This window comes from Pseudomonas sp. W2-17, from assembly GCF_041060445.1.
In the GTDB taxonomy this organism is placed as follows: domain Bacteria; phylum Pseudomonadota; class Gammaproteobacteria; order Pseudomonadales; family Pseudomonadaceae; genus Aquipseudomonas.
Genome location: NZ_JAUFNS010000008.1, coordinates 194,543 through 218,522 on the forward strand (window position 1 = coordinate 194,543; position 23,980 = coordinate 218,522).

Annotated in this window: 19 protein-coding genes and 1 pseudogene; 12 read left to right on the forward strand and 8 right to left on the reverse strand. The window is 58.2% G+C overall.

Translation table 11 applies throughout. From position 1 onward, the window contains the following. Positions 1-96: 96 nt before the first annotated feature. A complete protein-coding gene (locus QWI20_RS12605) occupies positions 97-1,194 on the reverse strand; it encodes an ankyrin repeat domain-containing protein (protein WP_369305737.1) in 1,098 nt (365 codons plus the stop codon). Between the two features lie 373 nt (positions 1,195-1,567). Between QWI20_RS12605 and QWI20_RS12610 the strand changes: the two genes are divergently transcribed. From QWI20_RS12610 to QWI20_RS12635, 6 genes and pseudogenes are all read left to right on the forward strand, one after another. After that, the gene (locus QWI20_RS12610) at positions 1,568-2,026 is read left to right on the forward strand and encodes a GNAT family N-acetyltransferase (protein WP_369305739.1); all 459 of its coding nucleotides are present in this window, start codon (positions 1,568-1,570) and stop codon (positions 2,024-2,026) included. A gap of 239 nt (positions 2,027-2,265) precedes the next feature. Then, entirely contained in the window at positions 2,266-2,601 is a 336-nt protein-coding gene (locus QWI20_RS12615) for a hypothetical protein (protein WP_282367849.1), read from the forward strand. Between the two features lie 372 nt (positions 2,602-2,973). Further along, positions 2,974-3,621: a DUF3841 domain-containing protein gene (locus QWI20_RS12620; protein WP_369305741.1), complete on the forward strand. Its 648-nt coding sequence runs from the start codon at positions 2,974-2,976 to the stop codon at positions 3,619-3,621. 141 nt (positions 3,622-3,762) lie between these two features. After that, the gene (locus QWI20_RS12625; RefSeq protein WP_197983739.1) at positions 3,763-4,095 is read left to right on the forward strand and encodes a transposase; all 333 of its coding nucleotides are present in this window, start codon (positions 3,763-3,765) and stop codon (positions 4,093-4,095) included. After that, positions 4,092-4,427, forward strand: a complete 336-nt coding sequence (gene tnpB, locus QWI20_RS12630) for an IS66 family insertion sequence element accessory protein TnpB (RefSeq protein WP_369305742.1) — start codon at positions 4,092-4,094, stop codon at positions 4,425-4,427. The genes QWI20_RS12625 and tnpB overlap by 4 nt, the downstream gene beginning before the upstream one ends. 82 nt (positions 4,428-4,509) lie before the next feature. Next, positions 4,510-6,052: pseudogene (locus tag QWI20_RS12635) on the forward strand (IS66 family transposase). 30 nt (positions 6,053-6,082) lie between these two features. Here the strand turns inward: QWI20_RS12635 and QWI20_RS12640 are convergent. Together QWI20_RS12640 and QWI20_RS12645 are read right to left on the reverse strand one after the other, a co-directional pair. Continuing rightward, a complete protein-coding gene (locus QWI20_RS12640; protein WP_369305743.1) occupies positions 6,083-6,961 on the reverse strand; it encodes a DMT family transporter in 879 nt (292 codons plus the stop codon). Between the two features lie 274 nt (positions 6,962-7,235). Then, positions 7,236-7,676, reverse strand: a complete 441-nt coding sequence (locus QWI20_RS12645) for an Lrp/AsnC family transcriptional regulator (RefSeq protein ID WP_192174706.1) — start codon at positions 7,674-7,676, stop codon at positions 7,236-7,238. Positions 7,677-7,805: 129 nt separating this feature from the next. Here QWI20_RS12645 and QWI20_RS12650 point away from each other — a divergent pair, with 129 nt between their 5' ends. Next, positions 7,806-8,708: a DMT family transporter gene (locus QWI20_RS12650; protein WP_369305745.1), complete on the forward strand. Its 903-nt coding sequence runs from the start codon at positions 7,806-7,808 to the stop codon at positions 8,706-8,708. 204 nt (positions 8,709-8,912) lie between these two features. Here the strand turns inward: QWI20_RS12650 and QWI20_RS12655 are convergent, their stop codons facing one another. Next, complete coding sequence (locus tag QWI20_RS12655; RefSeq protein WP_369305746.1) at positions 8,913-9,860, reverse strand: LysR family transcriptional regulator; 948 nt, start codon at positions 9,858-9,860, stop codon at positions 8,913-8,915. 103 nt (positions 9,861-9,963) lie between these two features. Here QWI20_RS12655 and araD1 point away from each other — a divergent pair, with 103 nt between their 5' ends. The 3 genes from araD1 to QWI20_RS12670 all read left to right on the forward strand — a co-directional run bounded on the left by araD1 (position 9,964) and on the right by QWI20_RS12670 (position 13,963). Then, complete coding sequence (gene araD1 / locus QWI20_RS12660; protein WP_369305748.1) at positions 9,964-10,962, forward strand: AraD1 family protein; 999 nt, start codon at positions 9,964-9,966, stop codon at positions 10,960-10,962. Between the two features lie 69 nt (positions 10,963-11,031). Next, positions 11,032-12,351, forward strand: a complete 1,320-nt coding sequence (locus tag QWI20_RS12665) for an MFS transporter (RefSeq protein ID WP_369305749.1) — start codon at positions 11,032-11,034, stop codon at positions 12,349-12,351. A 55-nt stretch (positions 12,352-12,406) separates the two neighbouring features. After that, entirely contained in the window at positions 12,407-13,963 is a 1,557-nt protein-coding gene (locus QWI20_RS12670; RefSeq protein WP_369305750.1) for a UxaA family hydrolase, read from the forward strand. 193 nt (positions 13,964-14,156) lie between these two features. On the opposite strand, the gene sfnG is transcribed toward QWI20_RS12670, so the two are convergent. Continuing rightward, positions 14,157-15,257: a dimethylsulfone monooxygenase SfnG gene (gene sfnG, locus QWI20_RS12675; protein WP_369305751.1), complete on the reverse strand. Its 1,101-nt coding sequence runs from the start codon at positions 15,255-15,257 to the stop codon at positions 14,157-14,159. 399 nt (positions 15,258-15,656) lie between these two features. Here sfnG and QWI20_RS12680 point away from each other — a divergent pair, with 399 nt between their 5' ends. Continuing rightward, complete coding sequence (locus QWI20_RS12680; protein WP_369305752.1) at positions 15,657-16,901, forward strand: acyl-CoA dehydrogenase family protein; 1,245 nt, start codon at positions 15,657-15,659, stop codon at positions 16,899-16,901. Positions 16,902-16,936: 35 nt separating this feature from the next. On the opposite strand, the gene QWI20_RS12685 is transcribed toward QWI20_RS12680, so the two are convergent. Together QWI20_RS12685 and QWI20_RS12690 are read right to left on the reverse strand one after the other, a co-directional pair. Continuing rightward, positions 16,937-18,427 carry a chemotaxis protein CheW gene (locus QWI20_RS12685; protein ID WP_369305753.1) on the reverse strand — a complete coding sequence of 497 codons (1,491 nt, stop codon included), beginning with the start codon at positions 18,425-18,427 and terminating at the stop codon, positions 16,937-16,939. Beyond that, positions 18,424-20,190 (reverse strand): PAS domain S-box protein, encoded by a 1,767-nt coding sequence (locus QWI20_RS12690; RefSeq protein WP_369305755.1) that lies wholly within the window; start codon positions 20,188-20,190, stop codon positions 18,424-18,426. The genes QWI20_RS12685 and QWI20_RS12690 overlap by 4 nt, the downstream gene beginning before the upstream one ends. Positions 20,191-20,771: 581 nt before the next feature. Between QWI20_RS12690 and QWI20_RS12695 the strand changes: the two genes are divergently transcribed. Beyond that, complete coding sequence (locus QWI20_RS12695) at positions 20,772-23,030, forward strand: putative bifunctional diguanylate cyclase/phosphodiesterase (protein ID WP_369305756.1); 2,259 nt, start codon at positions 20,772-20,774, stop codon at positions 23,028-23,030. 73 nt (positions 23,031-23,103) lie between these two features. Here QWI20_RS12695 and QWI20_RS12700 read toward each other — a convergent pair whose 3' ends face one another. Then, a complete protein-coding gene (locus tag QWI20_RS12700; RefSeq protein ID WP_369305757.1) occupies positions 23,104-23,898 on the reverse strand; it encodes an SDR family NAD(P)-dependent oxidoreductase in 795 nt (264 codons plus the stop codon). Positions 23,899-23,980: the final 82 nt, after the last annotated feature.

Sequence of the window (23,980 nt, forward strand, 5' to 3'; positions counted from 1 at the left end):
ACGCCGGTAATCAGTCATTCGCCTGGTTTTCCTAAACACTCCGCCGAACGGCTGGCGCAGTTCAATAACCCGATGCCGAGAACTTCAAGAGCTACATCAGCGATTATAGGAAGGCGTATTCATCGGCACTGGCTGCGGATTGGCGATGACCCAGCATACGGCCAGTTCACAGAGGCGATCGCTGTACTCGGCAGGGTCGGTACCGTTTTTTAGTGCAGCAGCGAGCGTGCGGGCTTCGGACAGCTCCAGGTCACTTAAGGGCACGGCACTGCCTAAATGCTCCACAAGCGCTTTTAGCATTTTTTTGAAATCCGCGTCCCAGTTGGCCGAGCCATTGTCGTTGATCTCTATCGAGATACGGCCACTGATGCGGATCACTTCACCTTGCAACGTAGTTGCTGCACCAGAGGATGGCACCAGCAGTTTCCACAATTGCTGATGCTGGGCAGGCCAGTCAGCTGTTGTCACGACTATCGTAGCCTGACCGTCATGGATGTCGCGCGCGGCAACTGGAGTTACATTGAAAAGGCGATAGAGAGTGGTAAGGGCTGCATCGGTTGCCCGCAGGTAATCAGGGTTGAAGCCGGCTCGGTGAAATTCGAATCCACGGCCGATACGCTCCACCTCCGACCGCATAGCGGCTTCGACTTGCGAACCTGCCTCCAACAAGATCTGAGCGATTTTCGCAGTGGCAGTAATATCGGCGTTGGACGTGGTCAGCAGTGCGAGGTGCAACAGGCTGTATCCCTGGCGGCTTCTAACCTCTTTATTGGCGCCTCGGCGGATCAGGGCAGCGATTGCGTCGGCCTTGTGACTCTTGATCGCCGCTTGCAGCGGTGTTTCGCTCTGATAATCCTGAGCCTCGATATCGGCCCCTAGATCCAGCAGCAGATCGACACCTCCTTTCCAGCTCGAACCACGATGGTGCAAGGCTGTTCGCTGATACTGGTCACGGGCATCAACGTCTGCGCCCTGCTCCACCAGCCAGCGAACCAGATCATCGGGGCAATTATAAAAACCAAGCGCGGTGCTTTTGCTGTAGCCACCGGTGGCTTCGAGGTCGCACACATCGAACACTGCGATCAACTCGGCAAACGGAGCGTGCTCCAGCAGTTGATCGAAATCCTTCGGGAGTTTCTTTCTTTTACGCGTACTCATTAAGGCAGTCATCATCCTGATAAAGAGGTTTTTCATTATAGATTCACTAGGTTTTTGGTCACAGCCAGGTGAGTTCGCCGGACGCTTACGGCACACTCAACCAAGGTATTACTCAAGGATAAGTCAAGCCGCCCTAAGCCCCGCGTTTTCCCAAGTGTTCGCTTAAACTGCAGCACCGGCCAGGCATCAGTAACCAGCCCATAAGCTTCTTGACAGGCTAGGCTTGTTGCACCTAAAACCTGTGATATGACCCATCTCGCTCGCACGACTGCTGTGTCAGTTCGGCATCGCTAAACCGCTGGGTGATGGCTTGAATGCCAACAATTACGTTGCGACATCCGTGAATGCCGACGCAGCACGCGCACCTGAATCAGACGCTACAAGCCGGCTCATCTCAAGGATTAATCACATGTTCCAGACGGTCTTGCTTCGCGATCATATGGACTATAGCGACACATTTGCATCGTGGCTGCATGAACAGTTCGCGTATGAATTCGCTACTCAGGCGCTCCCTGATTGGCAGCGCGAATTCAAAGATGGCCAGAATGACGGGAACTGGCGAACCGTGATCGCTCTGGAAAATGGTCAGCTCCTTGGAGGGGCCGCCCTGGCCAAAAACGACTCGCCCGATTACTCAGAAGTCGGGCCGTGGCTTGCGTGTGTGCTTGTTGCACCGTCAGCAAGGAAGCGGGGCTTGGCCGAACAGCTAATTGCAGAGGTCTGCTCCACAGCAAAAGAAATCGGACATCCGAAGCTGTATTTGCACACACATGATCGACGTGAGTATTACGCAAAGCGAGGATGGGAGTATCTAGAGTCATTTCGTGCCTGGGGCAAAGAACATTCGCTAATGCAACGCAGGCTTTAGGCCTACTCTGTACCGCGCAGATGACAGCGCTCAGCTTGAAAGCTGCTGCTGTCTAACCACGCCCCATCCTTCCAGGCTGCGGTCTACACGCATCGGTTCTTGAGGGAATCGGGGCGATCTGAATCGCCCGGATTAAAGACTCCTCCCACTGAGATTGTCGGTGCGCACACGTGTTATCCCTTCGGGTAAAGTGTCGCCGCCCGATAATTGGATTCGGGCTCTTTTCAATGGAGTTTTACGTGAAGTCTTTCAGCAAAATCATCGTTTCTGCAGCATGTGGTCTGGTTCTAGCGGGTTGCACCGGCACCGCCATGAAGACCCAGCAGTACGACAGCAGCCAGTACACCGTCGTTGGCCACAGTGAGGCAAGCGCCACTGGCCTGATGCTTTTCGGTCTGATCCCGATTCGTCAAAACGACCGTTTCGTCCGCGCTCAGAGTTACGCCATCCAGGCCAAAGGTGGCGATGCGCTGATCAATACTCAAGTGCAGGAAAAGTGGTTCTGGGCATGGGTTCTGAACGGCTACACCACTACCGTATCCGGTGACGTGATCAAACTGAAAGCCGCTCGATAAGCGGCGTTGGGTTTAAGAGAGCCCGGTTCGCCGGGCTTTTCTGTTTCTGACGGTTGGAATGTTTGGTGTCGGATAGGTGCAGCGGGCGCGTTGGGCTACTTTAAACTGACCTCTAGCCTTCACAAGCCGACGCGCGCCGGATCAAACCCATGGCAGCGTTGCGCAGCTATTTTGCTAGCTGGTAAGTTCTATGAATAATCCAGAGCGCACGCAGGCACAAATCAAAAAATTCTGAGTTCGAGCAAGCTGATCGAATTCCAAAGGGGCCTGGAGCATACACACCGTTCGTTGAACCAGACGGATTGTATCGCTCACGTCTTGCGGTCACTACCAGCATGACCGCTCCTCATCGGTTCTTGAGCTAAATAGATAATGTATTCGTCACTGACGTCCGTGATTCAAAAATGGCAAATGGAGTTTTCCAAAAACGGTCGCCTAATGTGCTGGACGGTAATGGAGCGCTCGACTTGGCAACGGCTGAAGGCTGAGGGGGAGCTTACGTGCCCCATCAGCAACACCGATGATGACCCCATCTTTCAGAACACTTATGCCTGGATGAAGGACTCGATGGCCAGCGCTGGGATACTCGCCCCCGCGCAGGGCTTATCTCCTTGGTGGTGCTGGGTAAAGCGTGACGAGCGCCATCCTGAGCCCTTCATTGAAGACGCGGAAGGTCTTAGAGATCCTGTGGTGCTTCAACTCGCCGTTCCCTGCGAACAGGTTGTCCTGTCCTGCTTTGACCTTTGGCATTTTGTACTCAACAACTGGTATGTCTGGTCGTCGGAGCTTGATGAGCAAGATTTTGATCGGGCTAAGGAAGATGTTGAGGAAGGATCCGATGCTGCGCAGCAGCTCCAGCAACGGATGCAGAAATCATGGTCAGCAGTATTTGAGCTGGATCAAAGTGCCGTGGACATGGGCCCATTTGAAGCTAAAAGCATCCAGGGATGTTTTTGGACTCTGAGATTGACGGACGTGACAGCTGTGATCGAGCCGGTTGCTTTGACCTCTTACCACTAACCTTGAATTTCCTCATCAATTAGGGGTGGTCAACTTCTGCATCCGTCCGAACAAGTCATCTAGCCTGCCCCGCAAAGACAAGACATGGTGTGCACTTAAATTTAAGTGGGCACCAGTTCTAGCCTTTTAAGCGGGTATTTCATGCAGCCACAACGCCGTTCCTACTCCAAATCCTTCAAAGTCCAAGTCATTCAAGAGTGCGCCCAGCCCGGTGCCTCGATTGCCAGCGTCGCGCTGAGCCATAGCCTCAACGCGAACCTCGTCCACAAATGGATTCGGGTGCAAACGCAAAAAAACACGGAGCTGCAACCTGCTTTTATTCCGTTACCCATGCAGCTAGCCGGAGCAAATTCGCAAGCTGCATCATCGAATATCTGCGTTGAAATCCCACACCCGCGTGGCACTGTCAAAGTGAACTGGCCGACCGAAAGCGCATCTGCCTGCGCGACCTTTCTTCGAGACCTGTTGCGATGATCCGCATCGACTCCATTTGGCTCGCCACTGAGCCCATGGACATGCGCGCCGGCACCGAAACCGCTCTGGCGCGTGTGGTCGCCGTGTTCAGTGCGGCGCAGCCGCACTGTGCTTATTTGTTTGCCAACCGCCGCGCCAATCGCATGAAAGTGCTGGTGCACGACGGGTTGGGTATCTGGCTGGCGGCGCGCCGCCTGCATCAAGGCAAGTTCTTCTGGCCGGGTTCTCGACACGGCTCTCAGATGGAACTAGGTGCCGAACAACTGCATGCCCTGGTACTGGGTTTGCCTTGGCAAAGAGTTGGGCCAGGCAGCGCGATTTCCGTCATATAACGCCTGCCACGACCAGCCAGGCCGTGCAATTGTCCGATGAGCCTATCGTCGCTTTTTAGGCTGTTCTGGCAAAATCGGCGGCATGACTTCGCTTCCTGATCTCGACCACTTAAACCCTGAACAACTGCGCGCTCTGGCGGCGCAGTTGCTGCAGCGTGTCGAGAGTCTCGATCAGAAAGTCGAGACAATGGGCAAGCAAATCCACCACCACAAAACGGTCAACGAGAAACTGGCCTACGAGATCGCGCAGCTCAAGCGCTTCAAGTTTGCCACGCGCAGCGAGCAACTGAGCCCGGATCAAGCCAGCCTACTCGATGACCTGATCGACACCGATATCACGGCCATCGAAGCCGAACTTGACGCGCTGCAATACGCTCCTGTTTCGACCGAGGCTCGGCAAAAACCTAAACGCACTGCCTTGCCGCCGCAGTTTCCGCGCACCTTGATCCACCACGAACCCGACAACAGCCACTGCCAGTGCGGCTGCGCCCTCAAGCGCATCGGCGAGGACGTCAGCGAGAAACTCGACTACACGCCAGGCGTGTTCACCGTCGAGCGTCATATCCGTGGCAAGTGGGTCTGCGGTCAGTGCGAAACGCTGATCCAGGCACCGGTTCCGGCGCAGGTCATCGACAAAGGTATCCCAACCGCCGGCCTGCTGGCCCATGTCATGAAGTTCGCCGACCATTTACCGCTCTATCGTCAGGAGTCGATTTTTGGTCGGGCCGGTTTGGCCATCGCCCGCTCCACCTTGGCGCAATGGGTCGGCCGCTGTGGTGTGCAGTTGCAGCCGCTGGTCGATGCCCTGCGCGATGCTGTTCTCGAACATGGCGTAATCCATGCAGATGAAACGCCGGTGCAGATGCTTACGCCGGGCGCAAAGAAAACCCATCGCGCCTATGCCTGGGCCTACGCCACTAGCCAGTTCTCGGACTTGGCGGCGGTCGTTTACGACTTCAGCCCCAGCCGCGCCGGAGAGCACGCACGTAACTTCCTGCAAGGCTGGAAGGGCAAGCTGGTATGCGACGATTTTGGTGGCTACAAGGCCAGCTTTGAACTCGGCGTCACCGCGATCGGCTGCATGGCCCATGCGCGTCGCAAGTTCTTCGAGTTGCACGCCACCAACAAGAGCCTGCTCGCCGAACAGCGCCTTGCGCTACATCCAGTTGCTTTACAAAATCGAGAGTGAAGTCCGCGACCTTGAACCGGATTTACGCCGCCGAATACGGCAAGAAAAAGCTGTACCGGTGATGGATGCTCTGCATGCTTGGATGATCGCCCAGCGGGATCTTGTGCCCGAAGGTTCGGCTATCAGCAGAGCGCTGGATTACCGCCTGAAACGCTGGGCAGCGCTGTCGCGCTACCTCGATGACGGGGCCGTGCCCATTGATAACAATTGGGCAGAAAACCAGATCCGTCCATGGGCACTGGTGCGCAAGAACTGGCTCTTTGCAGGTTCGTTGCGTAGCGGAAAACGGGCGGCAGCGATCATGAGCTTGATCCAGTCTGCGCTGCTGAATGGCCATGATCCTTACGCGTATCTGAAGGATGTCCTCATGCGCCTGCCGACGCAGCGGGCAAGTGATATTACCGAGCTGCTTCCACATAAATGGGCGCCCGTTTAATAGCGCAAGGTGTGTTGAACTGACGCGACCCTACGATCTGCGCCGGGGGGCATGCACGGTACTCGCGATTCGAAGCTCAGTTACTGCAAGCCCGAGAAGGATTAGCACCGCCCCTGCAAGTCTTTCAGGGGGCAAGCGATCTCCAGCTAGAAAACAGCCAAAAAAACCACTGAAGAGAGGTTCGCAGATAAGTATCAGGGCGACCTTTTCAGGAGCTAGCACAGCCTGAGCGTGATTTTGAATTGCGTAAGCCAAGGCCGTAGCGAACAGCGCTAGTAATAAAATAGTGACCGTCGTAGGCAGTGAGCTTGGTAAAGAAAACTGGTTACTAGCCAAGCTCCATGCCGTAGAAAGCAAGCCAACGATCGCCAGCTGTACAGACGCTGATGCCATGGACACGGCAGGCGATGTGAAAGTCGAGATAATCACTATATGTACTGCGAAGCACGCTGCACAACCCAGAATTAGAAGGTCTCCGTAGTGCAGGGCGAACCCGTCAAGGCTCAGTAAGCCGAGCCCGACCACGGCAATTGCTGTTCCTCCTGCCTGTCTTGGACTAGGGCGTCCTCCGCCCATAAGATACACAAACAACGGTGTAAACACGGTACATAAACCCGTAATGAACCCGGCATTGGAAGGAGTAGTGAGGGCTGCACCTGACGTTTGCATTGAAAAGGCTGCAAAGAGCACTGTTCCTGCAACTACAGCGCCTACCCACTCGCGCGGCTTCAGATATCGAAATGAGCGGATTGAAAAGGGAAGAAGCGCTAAAGCCGCTAAGCTGAACATCCAGGCGTTCAGCGTGGATGCGGCCATGATTGCCAGCGTTTCGTGCTTAACAACGAAGCTCCAGCCCCACACAGCCGTGACAGCAAAAAGCGCAATTGACCAAAGGGTTCGGTATGACATAGCCGGCTCCAAGGCAGGCATTTATACCGAATGCCTTGCCAAGAGCTGTATGTCAGCGGTACCCAGAAAGGCCTACGATAGTGGAGAGCAAAGGTGTTGGCAATCATAATGCTCTCCCTGTGCAGCATGCTCGAACATGAATAGTCGGCGATTCGATCAACAATCACTATCTTGCCTAAATGACAATTCGAGGTAGGTCACTTCGCCGGACGCTTACCCTACTCGTTCTCTAACGCAGGACGAAGTGCCTGCGAGCAGCCGCAAGCATTCCAATTCATTCAGTCAACGGCGGCAACCTGCGCTTTACAGGCGTCTTTTTGACAATTGCTGTATTAGTCTCGGCATAGGCGTTCAGGCGATCAAGCAATGCGTCTAGCTGATCCATCGTCCGGACATGCAGCTTGGCGATGAAGCAGTCCTCCCCGGTAACCTTGTCGCATTCCGTAAACTCCGGAATAGATTGAATCTGCCGCTCGACCTCCTGCAACTGTCCGGGAAGCGGACGTATGCGCACAATGGCCTGAAGCATGTAACCAAATTGTTTTGGGTCAATTTCCACGGTGTAAGCGTTGAGCACTCCGCGCTCTTCAAGGCGGCGCAGCCGCTCGGCAACGCTGGGGGAAGAAAGGCCGCTGACGTTGGCAAGAGCCTTCAGAGACAGGCGCGAGTCTTTCATCAGGGCAGCGATGAGTAAATGATCTATAGCGTCAGTCATTATTCGCTCTAAGGCTTTAATACTTTTTATCCTACAAAAGAAAGGCCAAAACGACCTTTAGCCTTTTCTATTGCATGGAAGCGGTCACATCCAGATTGCCATAATTTATCCTCAACTGAGGAGCACATCATGGACAATTCTGTACGTCGCGGCACATGGGAAATGGTCTTCGCGATGCTGATTTCCGGGACGATCGGCTGGTTTGTACTTGCATCCCAAGTACCGCTTGTCGAAGTCGTCTTTTGGCGCTGTGCCATTGGAGGAGTGACCTTAGCCGCCGTCTGCAAGACGATGGGTTACCTGAGCTTTCGCCTCCTTACCCTGCGGACACTCGGGTTGGCAGTGCTCAGCGGCGTGGCGATCGTCGGTAACTGGCTGCTGCTGTTTGGGTCGTACAGCAGAGCGTCGATCGCCATCGGGACAGCGGTCTATAACGTCCAGCCCTTTATTCTGGTCGTGTTGGCCGCTGTGTTCCTCGGGGAAAAGGTGACGTTGAAGAAGCTTGCCTGGCTGTCGGTTGCATTCTTGGGAATGCTAGCCATTGCCAGTGCACACGGTGACCAGCAAACCAGTGGCAGCGATTACCTCGTTGGTGTGGCGCTGGCAGCAGGCGCCGCGTTTCTCTACGCCGTCGCTGCCTTGCTCATCAAGCGCTTACAAGGCGTGCCACCGCATTTGATTGCGCTCATTCAGGTCATCACCGGCGCCGTACTCCTGGCTCCCACGGTTAATTGGCAAAGTCTGCCTGCTGCACCGGCGTCTTGGGCGGCGCTGGGGATCCTGGGTGTGGTGCACACGGGTTTAATGTACATCCTGCTGTACGGGGCCATTCAAAAATTGCCGACCACGTTGACGGGAGCGCTGTCTTTCATCTACCCGGTGGCTGCCATCCTGGTGGACTGGATTGCGTTCGGTCACCGGCTGGGAACGATGCAATGGATTGGTGTAAGTACGATCTTGATCGCGGCAGCGGGCATGCAGCGTGGCTGGGGATTACGTTCAGTGATCCGAGTCAAGGCTGAGTCGATTTGATTGCGCATGCAGATGCTCCAGACGCTGCGATGCAGCGCAGTTTCAATTGATGATGAGTGTGCCTCAGGCCAGGCTCAGCCGGGGCCGTCATCCGTGGCGGTTAACCGCGCCACCAGGATTCAAGCAGGTTATGCCGCCAGGAGGCATCAGAGGTTGGTTGAACACCGAAATGCAGAGAGTTCTTCAACGAATCACGAACTCGACCTACTGAACGTCCGATGACAAGTCCAACCTCACCCCCGTCATCTCTTCAATCAGCAACACCATCGACGCCGTGTACTCCACGTTCGATCGAGTGACGATTTCATAGGGCTCGCTGGTGGACTGGATGGTCAGCGCCAGCTTGACCAACATACCGTGCTCCACCGCCATTTGAGCGACGTCGTTCGGCATGACGGCTACCAGATTCGGATCTTTGAGCAGCAGCGACAACGTCGTAAAGGTCGACGACGTCTCGATCGCGTAAAGCGGAAAGCTCAGCCCCACCTGGCGAAACTCGCGTTCCAACGTCAAACGCATGGGCATATTGACCGGGAAGACTACCCAGCGGCTGTCCATCAAGTCGTCCAGCTGCAGCTTCGGCGCATGGGCCAGGCGATGCGTCGGATTCGCCACCACCACCAGCGGTTCCTGTGCGCGGAAGCGGGTTTGATAAGCGCCCGGACGCGGGCTCACGCTGGTTCGGCAGATCGCTACATCCAACCTCCCCTGATCCAGCAAACTCAACAACCGCGAACTGGTGTCTTCGACGATGGAAATCGACAACTCCGGCTGTTTGTCACGCAGTCGCGCCAGGCTGTCCACCAGCGTCGGCACGGCCCCCATGATCGTGCCGAGCGCCAGGCGCCCGCCTTGCCCTTTGAGGATGCCGACCATTTCTTCGCGAAGGTGCTCAAGGTCAGTATGAATCAAGCGGGCATAACGAATCACACAGCGGCCAAGATCGTTGGCCTCCAGACCCTTGCTCGTGCGCTCGAAGAGGCTTGAACCGAAAACCGTCTCGATTTCCTGCAATGCCTTGGTCGCGCCCGGTTGGGACAGCGCCATGATCTCGGACGCCTTGCGCACCGAGCCCTGCTCGTCGAGGGCAATCAACAGCCGCAGCTGCTTGAGTCGCAGGCGAGACACCATGGATGAGAAGGACGGCAGCATGGGTATACCTGAAGGTTATCGCTTGGGTCGTAACTCTCATTAGGCAGCAGCAGGCTGGAAATTTAAAGTGGCCTCAACCATAACAACAAGCCGAGGCCTCACCATGCGTTTGATCCAGTTTGAAGATTCTGCGGGCCAGCGTCGTGTCGGCGTGGTCGAGGGCGACTTGATTCAGGTGGTCAACGGCACATCCAGCACGCGCACCCTTGCCCTCGCCGCCATTGCCAATGGCCACAGCCTGCAGCAGGAAGTCCAGAGCGCGGGCACCGCACTGAGTGCCGAAAGTTATACCCATCTATTGGACACAGGTCGCGTCCTGCCGCCACTGGACCACGAAGACCCGGCCCACTGCCTGATCAGCGGCACCGGCCTGACCCACCTGGGAAGCGCTTCGACTCGCGACAAGATGCACCAGGAAAAAGCCGACAATGAGGCTGAGATGACGGACACCGCGCGGATGTTCCAGTGGGGGATCGACGGCGGCCGCCCGGCAGCAGGCACCGTGGGCGCGCAGCCTGAGTGGTTCTACAAGGGTGACGGGGCGATTGTGGTACGCCCGAACCACGCGTTTCAGTCGCCTGACTTCGCCGAAGATGCGGGCGAAGAGCCCGAGCTGACCGGCCTCTACGTCATCGGCCATGACGGCACGCCGTACCGGTTGGGCTACGCCTTGGGCAACGAGTTCTCCGACCATGTCATGGAGCGTCGCAATTACTTGTACCTGGCCCACTCCAAGCTGCGCAACTGCGCCTACGGGCCAGAGCTGCGCGTCGGTGAGTTGCCCCGACACCTGGCGGGCACCAGCCGGATCTGGCGCGACGGCAGCGTGTTGTGGGAGAAGGAGTTTCTCAGCGGCGAGGACACTATGTGCCACAGCCTGGAGAACCTGGAGTATCACCACTTCAAGTACGCCCAATTCCTGCGCCCGGGCGATGTGCATGTGCACTTCTTCGGCACGGCCACCCTTTCGGTCGCGGACAACGTCAAAACTCAGCCGGGTGATCGGTTCGAGATCAGCATGAACGAGTTCGGAAAACCGCTGTGCAACAGCATCGAAGTCGCGCCTTCTGCGTTCAATATTGGAGACGTAAGGTCGCTGTGACAGGTCAGGCCCTGCATCGGGCTTTTAGCAAGGAATGCATTTCATAATAAACATAAGAGTGAGATGAACATGACCACCGGCAATGTACAGGCCGTCACGCCTGCTGCTTCCACGAGTGCCGCGAGCGCCCGTCCCACCACGGTGCGGTGGAGGATATTCCTGCTTCTGCTGCTCCTCTCGGCCATCAACTACATCGACCGGGCATCGCTGTCCGTTGCGCTGCCGTTGATCTCCGCTGATTTCAACATGACGCCGGCGCTGGAAGGTTTGATGCTCAGCGCGTTCTTCTGGTCGTATGCGCTGATGCAGATTCCTGGCGGCATGCTGCTCGACCGTTTTCAGACCCGCAACATTGTCGGCATTGCCACCATCGGCTGGGGCCTGTTTCAGGCCTTGGCGGGCGGCGCGCACAACTGGATCACGCTGCTCATCATGCGCATCGGGCTGGGTGTCGCAGAGTCACCGATCATGCCGGCCGGGGCCAAGCTCAACGGCGCCTGGCTGACGCCGAACGAGCGCGGTCGCGGCGCGACCCTCGTCGACGGCGGCGCACCGCTGGGCACTGCATTGGGCGCCATCCTCATCGCGGGATTGATCACCCGGTTTGGCTCCTGGCGGATCGCATTCGTCATCGCGGGTGTCGGCACCATGGTCGTAGGCGTCTGGGCGTGGTGGTACATCAGAAATCACCCCAGTGAACACCCCAAGGTCAATGCCGCGGAGCTGGCTTACATCACTGACGCCAATGAGGCGGCCAGAAAAGCCACGGGCGGGCGCAAGGCGATCCTCAAGGAATTGCTCAAGAGCCGTTCCGTGCTGGCCATGTTCGCGGGCTTCGCTTGCTACAACAGCGTGTTTTACGGCCTGCTGACCTGGATGCCCAGCTACCTGCACCAGGCCCATAACCTGGACATCAAGGCCATGGGCGGCGCGACCTTTCTGATCTTCATGTGCGGGTTCATCGGCGAACTGTTTGGCGGCTGGGTGGCGGACAAATGGAAAGCGGCCGGCGGGCAACCCAACACCGTCATGCGCAGCATGTTCGCAGGCTCCGCAGCCATTGCCGCCCTGTGCATTCTCGCCGTGGCGTACACCAGCGACGCCGTGGTGGTGATCTCGCTGCTGTGCGTGGCGCTGTTTTTCATTCGCTGGTGCGGCATGTACTGGTGCCTGCCGGCGATCCTCGGCGGTCAGTCCAAAGCGGGCGTGTTGGGCGGCAGCATGAACTTCTGCGGGAACATGGTCGGCGTGATTGTGCCCATCCTGATTGGCCTGATCGTGCAGTACACCGGTTCGTACTTCCTGGCGCTGATCTTCTTCGTCGTCATGGCGTCCGGGCTGATGCTGTTCTCCAGCCTGATTGACTACCGCGAGCGTGGACTGGCCTGACCTGCCCTCCACGCTCTACTCCCATTGCGCTCACTGAAAAACCGAGGCGACCGTCATGCAGCTCATAACAACAACAGGCAGTGCGACCGCTGCCAATGCCGTGATCAGACTCAACGTGCTGGACGATGTGTTGATCGCGCGGCAACCGCTGGTCAAAGGTCTGGTGCTTCAAGCCGAAGGTATCGAGGTGCTTGAGCCTGTGCCTTCCGGTCACAAAGTCGCAGCGCGTCATATCGACGTGGGCCAACCCGTGCGCCGCTACGGCCAGATTATCGGCTTCGCAAGCCAGCCCATCGAAGCGGGACAACACGTCCATGTTCACAACGTCGCCATGGGGGATTTCTCTCGGGACTACGCCTTCGGTGTCGACGCCAAAGGCAGTCCCGCCCCCACCGCAGAGACGTTCATGGGAATCGTGCGCGCCGATGGCCGTGTGGCCACTCGCAATTACATCGGCATTCTGACGTCGGTCAATTGCTCGGCCACTGTGGCGCGGGCGATTGCCGACTACTTTCGCCGCGACATTCACCCTGAGGCGCTGGTTGGATACCCCAACGTCGACGGCGTCGTTGCGCTCACCCACGGTGTGGGCTGCGCCGTCGACCCGGGTGGCGAGGCACTGGCTATGTTGCGCAGGACGTTGGGGGGCTATGCCGTTCACCCGAACTTTGCCTCGGTCCTGATGATCGGCCTGGGTTGCGAGACCAACCAGATTCCCGATCTGCTGGCCGCCCAGGGCCTGACCAGCAGCCATTCGCTGCGCACGTTCACCATTCAGGGCACCGGCGGCACGTCGAAAACCATTGCCAGTGGCATCGCCCAAGTGAAGTCATTGCTGGCAGAAGCCAACAACGTCAAACGCGAACCGGTCAGCGCCAGGCACCTGATCATCGGCCTGCAATGTGGTGGATCGGACGGCTACTCGGGCATCACGGCCAACCCGGCCTTGGGCAATGCGGTCGATCGCCTGGTGGCGGCTGGCGGCACCGCGATTCTGTCGGAGACGCCGGAGGTCTACGGCGCCGAACACTTGCTGACCCGTCGCGCCGTCAGCCAGACGGTCGGTCAAAAGCTCATCGCCCGTATCCACTGGTGGGAGGCCTATTGCAAGCGAATGGACGCCGAGTTGAACAACAACCCTTCTGCGGGCAACAAAGCCGGAGGCTTGACCACCATTCTGGAGAAGTCGCTGGGTGCCGTCGCCAAGGCGGGCTCTACCGATCTGGTGGATGTCTACGAATACGCTGAAACCGTCAGGGCGCACGGCCTGGTGTTCATGGACACCCCCGGCTACGACCCGATCTCCGCCACCGGCCAGGTCGCCGGCGGCGCCAACCTGATTGCCTTCACCACGGGGCGCGGATCGGCGTATGGCTGTGCGCCCTCGCCGTCCATCAAGCTCGCCACCAACAACCGTCTCTGGGAAACCCAGGAAGAAGACATGGACGTCAACTGCGGCGGAATCGCCGACGGGTCCATGACCATCGAAGAACGCGGCGAGTACATCTTCCGCATGATGCTGCGCATCGCCTCGGGTGACAAAAGCAAAAGCGAACAGCATGGCTATGGCCAGAACGAGTTCGTGCCGTGGCAGATCGGCGCGATCACTTAAGACTCTGCATCCACGGTGGCATCCCCTTCGACACGCCGGCTCCCGTCGTTCAGCACGACGCGGAGCCGCTTCATTTAGCGGGTGTCGAGCCTCGACGTTTCATCACTCATCCCATCAGGAACCCTGACATGACTCAGATTCTCGGTCTGAACTACATCGGTGGGGACAGTGGCCATGGTTTGTAACCCGTACCTCAGGCGCTTTGAGCAGTAGGAACAGTGTGATGTGAGGCTTCCAGTTCGCGTACGAGCGGCAGTACGTGTTCACCGAAATACGCCACTTCCTCCTGAAAGTGCAGAAAGGCAGAGAGCACCAGATCCACGCCCACGGCTTTCAACGCCACAATGCGCTCCGCAATCTGTTTTGGCGTTCCAATCAGATTCGTTTTAAACCCGTCATTGTATTGAACCAGGTCTTCAAACGTGGACTTGGCCCAGTTGCCCTCGCCTTCAGGGCTGGCCTTACCGGCCTGTTTTGCCGCATCGCCGAAGGCATTCACGGCTTCCGGGTCAGCCTGATCGATGATTTCCTGAAGCACCGCGCGCGCTTGCTCTTCGGTTTCGCGAGCGATGATGAAGGCATTGACCCCGATCTTCACTGAATGCCCGTTCGCCGCGGCCTTCGCGCGGATATCATCCACCTGCGCCTTGATACCTTCTACCGTGTTGCCATTGGTGAAGTACCAGTCGGAGACGCGTGCTGCCATGTCCCGGGCCGCGCGGGAACTGCCGCCCTGAAAGATTTCAGGATGGGGTTGCTGAATCGGCTTCGGACGCAGTGTGTAATTGTGGAAGCGATAGAAATCGCCCTTGAAGGTGAAATTGTCTGTGGTCCAGATGCCTTTCAACGCCTGGATGAACTCTTCCGAACGACGGTACCGCTCGTCATGCTCCAGCCATGGCTCGCCAATGGCCTGGAATTCACCTTTGAACCAGCCGCTGACAATGTTGATCGCCACACGGCCGGCCGTCAGTTGATCGATCGTCGCCAGTTGCTTGGCAACCACGGCGGGCGTCCAGGGCCCCGGAAGGATGGCTGCAATCACCTTGAGTTTCTCGGTCGCCGCCAGCAACGCATGGCTGAACGCAACAGACTCATGCTGGTTATCGGCGCCGTATCCGGCGGTGAAGCGGATTTGCGTGAGCCCGTACTCAAAACCTGATTGCTCGGCAATTTGCGCGAGCTTGCGGTTGTACTCGATGCCCCAGTGGGTGCGCTGCTCGATTTTACTGACGATCAAACCGCCGCTGACGTTGGGTACCCAGTATGCGAATTTAATTGCGTTCTGACTCATCTACCGATCTCCAAATAGAGCAAGCAAGCCGCCCGGCGTGGTCGCCAAGTACGCTGTGCCCACTTGCCTGACGGGGAAATTGCAGCAACTGTGCCAGCTGTTCATACCTAGTTTTTTCAACGAGTTACGGCCCGGCCTCGTCTTTATCTAACGCCTGGCCAACAACGTTTTGCTGATCAGGTGTTTCCAGACAAACAGTTGTCTTCAGCGCACACGGCGAAACGCCGTCGCGGAGCAGCCAGCCAAACAGCACAACTGTTGATGCATCAACAGCAGCGTCCGTGGATTCAAAGGATTAACCCCGATTAATCGGCCATTTAGGGTCCGGCATGGAGCATGCAAAGAGGGTGTAACAAAGCCGCCGGCACCGGACGGCTCTTATCCTCACGGGAGTTTCCCATGCCTGACGCGCCGAACAATCCGCTTTCTCTGGGTACCGACTACGAAGCGCTCGCCAGTCGTTTTCGACCGTTGTTCCAGCAGATTGCTGCTGGCAGCCTTGAGCGAGAACAGGCTCGTACCCTTCCCTACGAACCCATCAAGTGGCTCAAACACGCCGGGTTCGGTGCTGTTCGGGTGCCTAGGGAATATGGAGGCGCCGGCGCGTCTGTTGAGCAACTGTTCCAACTGCTGATCGAACTGGCTGAAGCCGACTCCAACATTCCGCAATCTCTGCGCGGCCACTTCGCCTTCGTGGAAGATCAACTGAATTCGCCCCCGACGGCCGAACGCGACACATGGTTTCGGCGCTTCGTTGAAGGCGATCTGGTGGGCAACGCCTGGACAGAAACAGGCACTGTGAAGCTCGGTGAAGTCATCACTAAAGCCACTCCGGACGGAGTGCAGTTTCTGTTGAGCGGGAAAAAGTACTACAGCACCGGCAGTCTGTTTTCGGACTGGATCGATGTGTACGCGCAGCGCGCGGACAATGGTGCCGACGTTATTGCAGTGGTGGACGCCCATCACGCCGGCGTACAACAAAGCGATGACTGGGACGGTTTCGGCCAACGCACTACAGGCAGTGGGACCTCAGTGTTCAATAACGTTCCAGTTCCCGCTACACACATCATCCCCTTCGAAAACCGTTTCAAATATCAAACCGCGTTCTACCAACTGGTGTTGCTCGCGGTATTGGCGGGCACAGGTCGGGCGATAGAACGCGACCTTACGCAGCAGATTCGCGAGCGCACCCGCGTTTACAGCCACGGTAATGCCAGCCGCGTCAGCGCTGATGTTCAGATCCAGCAAGTGGTGGGCCACATTTCCGCGCAGGTCTACGCCGCACAGGCAACCACCCTCCAGTCTGCAAGGCCGTTGCAGCAAGCCTACGAGGCTCGCTTCTCGGGAAATGCCGAGGCAGAGCGAACGGCGAACATGGCAGCGGAAATCGAAACGGCAAAAGCACAGGTCGTCGTTTCCGAGCTTGTTCTACGGGCGGCGAGCGACCTGTTCAATGCGCTTGGCGCCTCAGGCATCAGCGTCAATAAAGCCCTGGATCGACACTGGCGTAACGCGCGGACCGTCGCGTCCCATAACCCGCTCATTTACAAGGCGAAGATCGTCGGTGACTGGAGTATCAACGGCACCGAGCCACCCTATGTCTGGCAAATCGGGCAGGGAGAGCCGGAGGCCAGGCCGCAGTAAACGGCGACCCACCCCAAACCCCGAACGTATTCTGCTCAGCCCGCGAGGCGCCCTGTCTGTTCCTGCGCGCCGGTCATCTCCAGTGACCGGACGACGTTGCTCAGATTGATCAGCGTCATCCAGCGCACCTGATCACCCTTGCCAATGCTCACCAGGCTGCGCATGCGGTCATTGACCGACCCTCTGACCCTCACGCTTTGCTCCCACCCCTCGGGATGCTCGGAGGCCGGGTGGGTGAAGGTTTCTATCGAGTCGGTACGGTTGACCACCAGCCCGAAACCGGTGCGCTCGCCTTTGACCAGCAGTACCCGTTCCAGCGTATTGTCGGGAGGCGTTGCGCCTTCTATCAGGCTGCTCAGGCAGACCAGCGGAATTTGCTCGCCACGCAAATTGAAACTGCCCAACAAATGGGTCTCCTGTTGCGCAAACCGGACAAAGTGCTCAGGCATATCCAGGATTTCCAGCACTTGATCCAGCGGCACCACGAACGGCTGAGAGGCCTGGAACACCAGGCACGTCTGGTTCATCTGCGCGAGACGAGAGGCGAGCGCATCCTGACTCGGCGGACTGTTCTGGTAGATCCGGGCGAAACTGAGCGTCTCTTGTCGCTCCACCAGCGCGCGATGTTCCAGCAACAGCGCCTGTTCTCCGTTTTCCAGGCCGACGACACCGGCAAACAGCGCGGGCTCCCGTAACCCATAACGGGGTAACGGCAGGATTTCATGAGCACGCTTGCGCACGATCGAGATCATTCGGTCATAGGTCAGACCGATGCGATAGCCTTCCCGCGAGGTCAAGACCAGCAACTGGGTCTGGTTCCGGGCCTGCTCAGTCGCCGGACATTCAATGCCCAGTATCCGGTTCAGGTTCAAGGCAGGCACATCCACGCCACGCCGGTTCACCACGCCCAGGCAATAGTCGCCCCCCAGCTTGCTCGGCAGCATCTCCGGTCGGTCCACCAGTTCGGTGATCGCCTTCGCGTCCACGGCGTAGCGCTTTCCTTCGCACTCGAACAGCAGCAAGTGATGCAGCTCCCGGGCAGGGTCCTGAACCTGTTTCCCATGGCTCTCATCCAAGGAATGCGCGGTCAAGACCTGGGGCAAGCCACACAGCGCTTGCAGATCGAGCCGATAGATCATTCGCTCACTGTCCAGCAACGCGAGTTCGGGCAGCAGCGCAACCGCGGTGCCCTCCCCGTTGAGCCGACACAGGTTCCGCGGCTCGACCTTCATCACATCACTGACGCCGCTGACCGCAATGCCCAGGCGTCGGCCTTGATGATTGACGATGGCGACCATCTCCAGCGGATCGTGAGAAGAGGCGTCATGCTCGCCGAGCAACGACCGCAGTTCGATCAGCGGCAGCGCTCTCCCGCGCAGGCTGAACATGCCGATCAGCGCGCCGCCTTGCTGCGGGTGAGGCTGCAGCCGGACAGGCCAGTTGATCACCTGTTCCAGTGCGTGGGCGTCGATGGCGACTTCCAGCCCGGCGATCTTGACGACCCCAAAAGCCAGGGCGTCGCTCACAGGCTTTCAACCTGGCCTGGAGCGCTCAGTCCTTTGCCCAACCCTGTGGCGAGCTTGATACGGTTGAGCTCGCCGATCAGTTCGGCTACCCGCTCAGCCAGATGATGCTGTTCCTGGGTGGCCGCGCCGATGGTCGTCATCGCGCCATTGGTCTTTTCGACCCCGGCCACGATACGCTCGAAGGCACTGCCCGCGCTGCGGGAGATCTCGCTGCCGGAGTTAATGCGGCGCACCGTCTCCTGAATGAGCTTGTTGATTTTGGTGGTGGCTTGCGAGGACTTCTCAGCGAGTTTGCGCACTTCATCGGCCACCACGGAAAAGCCCAGCCCATGTTCACCCGCCCGCGCGGCTTCGATCGCGGCATTGAACGCGAGCATGTTGGTCTGGCCGGCGATCGTACTGATCACCTCAATGATTTCCTGGATGTCCTCTGCCGATTTGCCAATGGTGTCCATCGCCGCTGACGCCTCGTTGAGGGTCTGGGAACCGCGCTGGGCTTCATCCTGGGTAATGCGGGCCTGATCGTTGGCGTCGCCAGTGGTCTTGACCACTTCGCCGATGGCCTCCATCAGACGCGTGACGGACTCATCCATCGCCTGGGTCTTGGCTTCAATGGCTTCTTCCAGCTCGACCTGAGCGGTGATGTCGGTGGCGAACTTGACCACCTTGTAGGGTTGCCCCACCGCGTTGAACACCGGGTTGTAGGTGGCCTGAATCCAGATTTTCTGCCCGTACTTGCTGATGCGCATAAAACGCCCGGTGAAGAACTTGCCGCTGCTCAGGGCGCCCCAGAATTCACGATAAGGCGTGGTCTTGACGTACTCGGGCTCGCAAAAAAGCGAATGATGGCGGTTATTCAACTCCTCCATCCGGTACCCCACCAAGTCCAGAAAGTTAGCGTTGGCCGAGAGAATATTGCCGCTCAGGTCGAACTCGATCACGCCCTGGGCGCGGTTGATCGCGTTGACCTTGCCTTCGTGCTCCATCGTCCGAAGTTTGGTCTCGGTGACGTCGGTGGCGAACTTGACGATCTTGTAGGTTTGCCCCTGGGCATCAAGGATCGGGTTGTAGGACGCTTGAATCCACACATCCCGACCGTCCTTGCTCAGGCGCTTGTACTCGTTGGAGTCGTACTCGCCCTTGCCCAGCTTCTCCCAGAACTCACGGTACACCAGCGAGGCGGCATATTCGGGTTCACAAAACATCCGGTGATGCTGGCCCACGACTTCTTCGAGGCTGTAACCCATGGCCGCGAGAAACTTGCTGTTGGCGTTCAACACATACCCTTCAGGCGTGAACTCGATCAACGCCTGGGAGCGCTCGATTGCAGCGATTTTGCTTTCCCATTCGGCATTGCGATTGCGCACTTCCGTGACATCGCTGGCAAATTTGACGATTTTGAAGGGCTTGCCGTTGTTGTCCAGCACCGGATTGTAAGTAGCCTGCAGCCAGATCTGGCGCCCGTCCTTGGCCTGACGCTGGTACTGACCGGCGTCAAATTTACCGGTGCCCAGCTTTTCCCAGAACATCAGGTATTCCTTACTGGTCGCATAGTCGGGCATGCAAAACAGCCGGTGATGGCGCCCACGGATTTCCTCGATTTCGTAACCCATGCAATCGAGAAAGTTCTGGTTGGCGTACAGCACATTCCCCTGCAGGTCGAATTCGATGACGGCTTGGGAGCGGTCGATTGCGCTCAGGAGGGAGTTCAGGTCAGCGCCGGCCTGGGCAAGTTCGGCGGCAGGGTTTGATCGGTCGTTCATGGGGCAGGTCCGCAAATTGGAGTTGGATGGGCGGGGTTCCTTCCCTGAAAGTAACAAGCAGCAGCTATTCACTTTCCAGCATTCGAGGGCGTCGCCTGAGATGAAGCTCGGGGAAACTCGGCTTGCGTTGTTTGCTCGCCAGGCAACATTCAGTTGGCCTGGCCAGAACAAAACGTGTGTGCTGGCCTATTCGCATCGGCTGCGGAGGGGATGAACTTGAGGCCGGGTTGTACATTTATTTATTCATGTACAACGTTGTACCTCGGCAAGTCGACCGGCGGATTGTCGGGCCGGTGGTGAATTTGATCAGGTTTATTGAGTGATCAATCCGTATCTAACCCTACCAATGCTGTCACTATGCCGTCATGGTGCATGGCGCTTCGTTCTCGCCGATTCACAGGCGCCAAAACGAACCGTCGCTGTTCGAAGGACCTGTTGAACTTCATCGCCGCGCCGATACCGAAGATGCTGAACGATCTGCCCGTGGGCGGCCGCTCTCCCGCACAGCCGTACCCGCCCTTGCTCGACCCGATGCGGGTCGAATGATGGCCTGACACTTCGCCCCTTTTCAGGTAATGCACATGGCAGCAAAGGCTCACCTCGGTTTAAAAAATCATGAAGTTCTGGGGCATTTTCTAGACGCAGCTTCGCACCTGACCGGGGCGGCGGGCGCCATCCTGATCCTGCAAGACGAAGATCAATGGCACACGGTAGCGACCCACGGCGACGCGCCGCTGGTGCGTCCGGACGAAATCACCGGCGGTTGGCTGAAGATGATGTTGTCCTACGGAGACGTCGTCGACGTAGGCGCAGCGATGCCCGCTGACACCGTACTGCCAGCCGGGCTCGATCAGATTGTCAACGCATCGCTGGTGTGCGTTGCGATCAGGGATTGCAACGCGGTGCTGGCCGGAGCGGTGCTGATGACAATCCCGCTGCCCCATACACGACTCAGCGCCGCACACATCTACGGCTTGCAAACCCACGCCGCCGATCTTTACGACGCACTGAAGATGAACCCGGCGAACGGGGCCGGCGCGTCTGCGGTGATCGAACGTCTGCGTTTGCTGGAGTCGGTGGTGGTCAACGCCAAGGACGCCATCCTGATCACCGAGGCGGAACCCATCGATTTGCCAGGGCCACGCATTGTTTATTGCAATCCAGCGTTCCTGACCACCACCGGTTTCAGCCTCGACGAGGTCATGGGAAACACGCCGCGGATTCTGCAATGCCCGGAGACCGATCGCCAGACGCTGCAAAAAATCAGGGATGCGCTGCAACGGTGGGACCCTGTTGAAGTCGAGCTCATCAACACCCGGCGCGACGGCACTCTGTTCTGGGTGCAGCTGAGCATCGTGCCGGTTGCAAACGAGAAAGGCTGGTTCACCCATTGGGTTTCCGTTCAGCGCGACATCACCGAGCGCAAAGACGCAGAGCAGCATTTTCGGCAGGCTCAGCTCGACCGTGAGGAGCGCGTGGCGCTTGAGTCGAGGTTGATCGAGCGAGAGCGTATTCAGGACGAGTTGTCCTACGCGGCGTTTCATGACGAGCTGACGCGGCTCAAGAACCGGGGCTATTTCATGGCCCGCATCCATTCGGCCCTGAGCAAAGGGACCCCGCAAGAGCCCGGCGCGGCGACGGTGTTGTACCTGGATCTGGATCGATTCAAATATGTCAACGACGGCATGGGCCACCACGCCGGGGACAGCCTGCTGAAAAGCGTTGCCCACCGCCTGAGCGAATGCATCGATCCCACCGCGGTGATCGCCCGCATCGGAGGCGACGAGTTCGCGATCCTGCTGACTGACGAGGGCCATCAGGAACAGGCGATCGAAACCGCCAGGCGCGTGACCCATGCCCTCAGCTTGCCGACCTCCATCGACGGGCAACAGCTCTTTATCTCCTGCAGCATCGGTATTGCGACCCTGGATGTTCAACACAGTACTGCTGAAGATCTGATCCGCGACGCAGACGTGGCCATGTACGCCGCCAAAAAGAAAGGCCGTGGCAGTTGGGCCGTTTTCGACCTGTCGATGCGTCAGGCGTCGATCGACATGCTGGTGATGCAGAACGCGCTCAAGCACGCGATCACCCGCAATGAGTTCTATCTGGTGTACCAGCCGATCTTTTCCATTGCGACTGAGACGATCGTCGGCGTTGAAGCCCTGGTCAGGTGGCGCCACTCGACCCTGGGCATCATCGCGCCGGATGTGTTCATCAGCGTCGCAGAGGACATTGGCGTCATCTGCGACCTTGGGCAGTGGGTCATGCGCAATGCGTGTCGCGAAGTCAGGAAATGGAGTGACGCCGCCGGAGCGGTCACTCTCAAGCTGAACGTCAACGTGTCCGGCGTTGAACTGAACCGCAGTGACTTCGTCACGCAGGTCGCCGAGATTATCGCCGAGACCGGATTCGATGCCCGCGCCCTGCAGATCGAGATCACCGAGTCAGTGTTCCTCCATGAGCCGGAAATTGTGGTAAAAACCCTTGAAGAGCTTCGCGCTCAAGGCATCCGCATTGCGCTGGACGATTTCGGCACCGGGTACAGCTCCCTTGGCTACATCGACCGCTACCCCATTGACGCGATCAAGATCGACAGGTCTTTTGTCACGCGCATGATGAAGCATGAACGCAGCGTCGCCATCGTCAACAGTATTTTGTCGCTGGGGCAGGCACTGGACCTGGCGATTGTCGCCGAGGGCGTCGAGACCCTTGGCCAGCTCGATCAGCTCAGGGAATTGGGCTGCCCTTACGCCCAGGGTTTCCTGCTCAGTCCGCCGGTGCTGGCCGAGGATGTTCTGGCGATGCTGATGGCGAACAAACGCCAGACCCTCCCCTGATGCGTCAGCCACTTGAAGATGCGGTTGATGTGCCCGGGCCATGTGCTCTATGCGCAGGGAGCGCTGAGGCGGCTCAAACGATGTCGTCAACCACACCGCCATCAACCCGCAGCGCTGCGCCGGTGGTGGCGGATGCCTGGGGCGAGCACACGTAGACGATCATGTTGGCAACTTCTTCGACGGTGGCGGCACGCTGAATAATCGAGCTGGGACGGTGCTCGGCTACGAAGGCCTTGGTCACTTCCTCCAGGGATTTGCCCGTGCGCGCCACTTCACTTTGCATCATGGCGGCGACGCCATCGGACAACGTCGGCCCCGGCAGCACGCTGTTGACCGTCACGCCGCTGCCCGCAACGCGTTTCGCCAGGCCTCGGGCCAAGGCCAACTGCGCGGTCTTGGAAACGCCGTAGTGAATCATGTCGGCGGGGATGTTGCGTGCAGACTCGGAAGACACGAACACCACCCTGCCCCATTTCCTGGCCACCATTGCCGGGAGCAGTGCCCGGCTCAGGCGTACCCCTGACATGACGTTGGTCTGCCAGTAGCTGTCCCACACCTCATCTTCGGTTTCAAAAAAATCCTGGGGGCCATAGATCCCGGCGTTGTTGACCAGGACGTCGATAGGCCCGGCCCCCTGCAGCAGCGTTTCAACACCGCCTGCATCGCTCAGATCTGCGGCGACGCCGGTAATCGTGGCACCGGGCACAGCGCTCACCAGTCGGGCAATTGCTTGCTTGACCGAGCTTTCACTGCGGCCGTTGATCACCACCTCGGCACCCGCCTCGGCCAGACCTTTGGCAATCGCGAAACCGATGCCGCCGGTTGACGCGGTGACCAGCGCACGCTTGCTATTCAGCTGAATGTTCATTTCCACTCCGTCACATTTGGGTTGGGGGGGGGGTAGGACTGAACCCACCCTATTTGAGCTGCCACGGCTTGCATAGACGCCA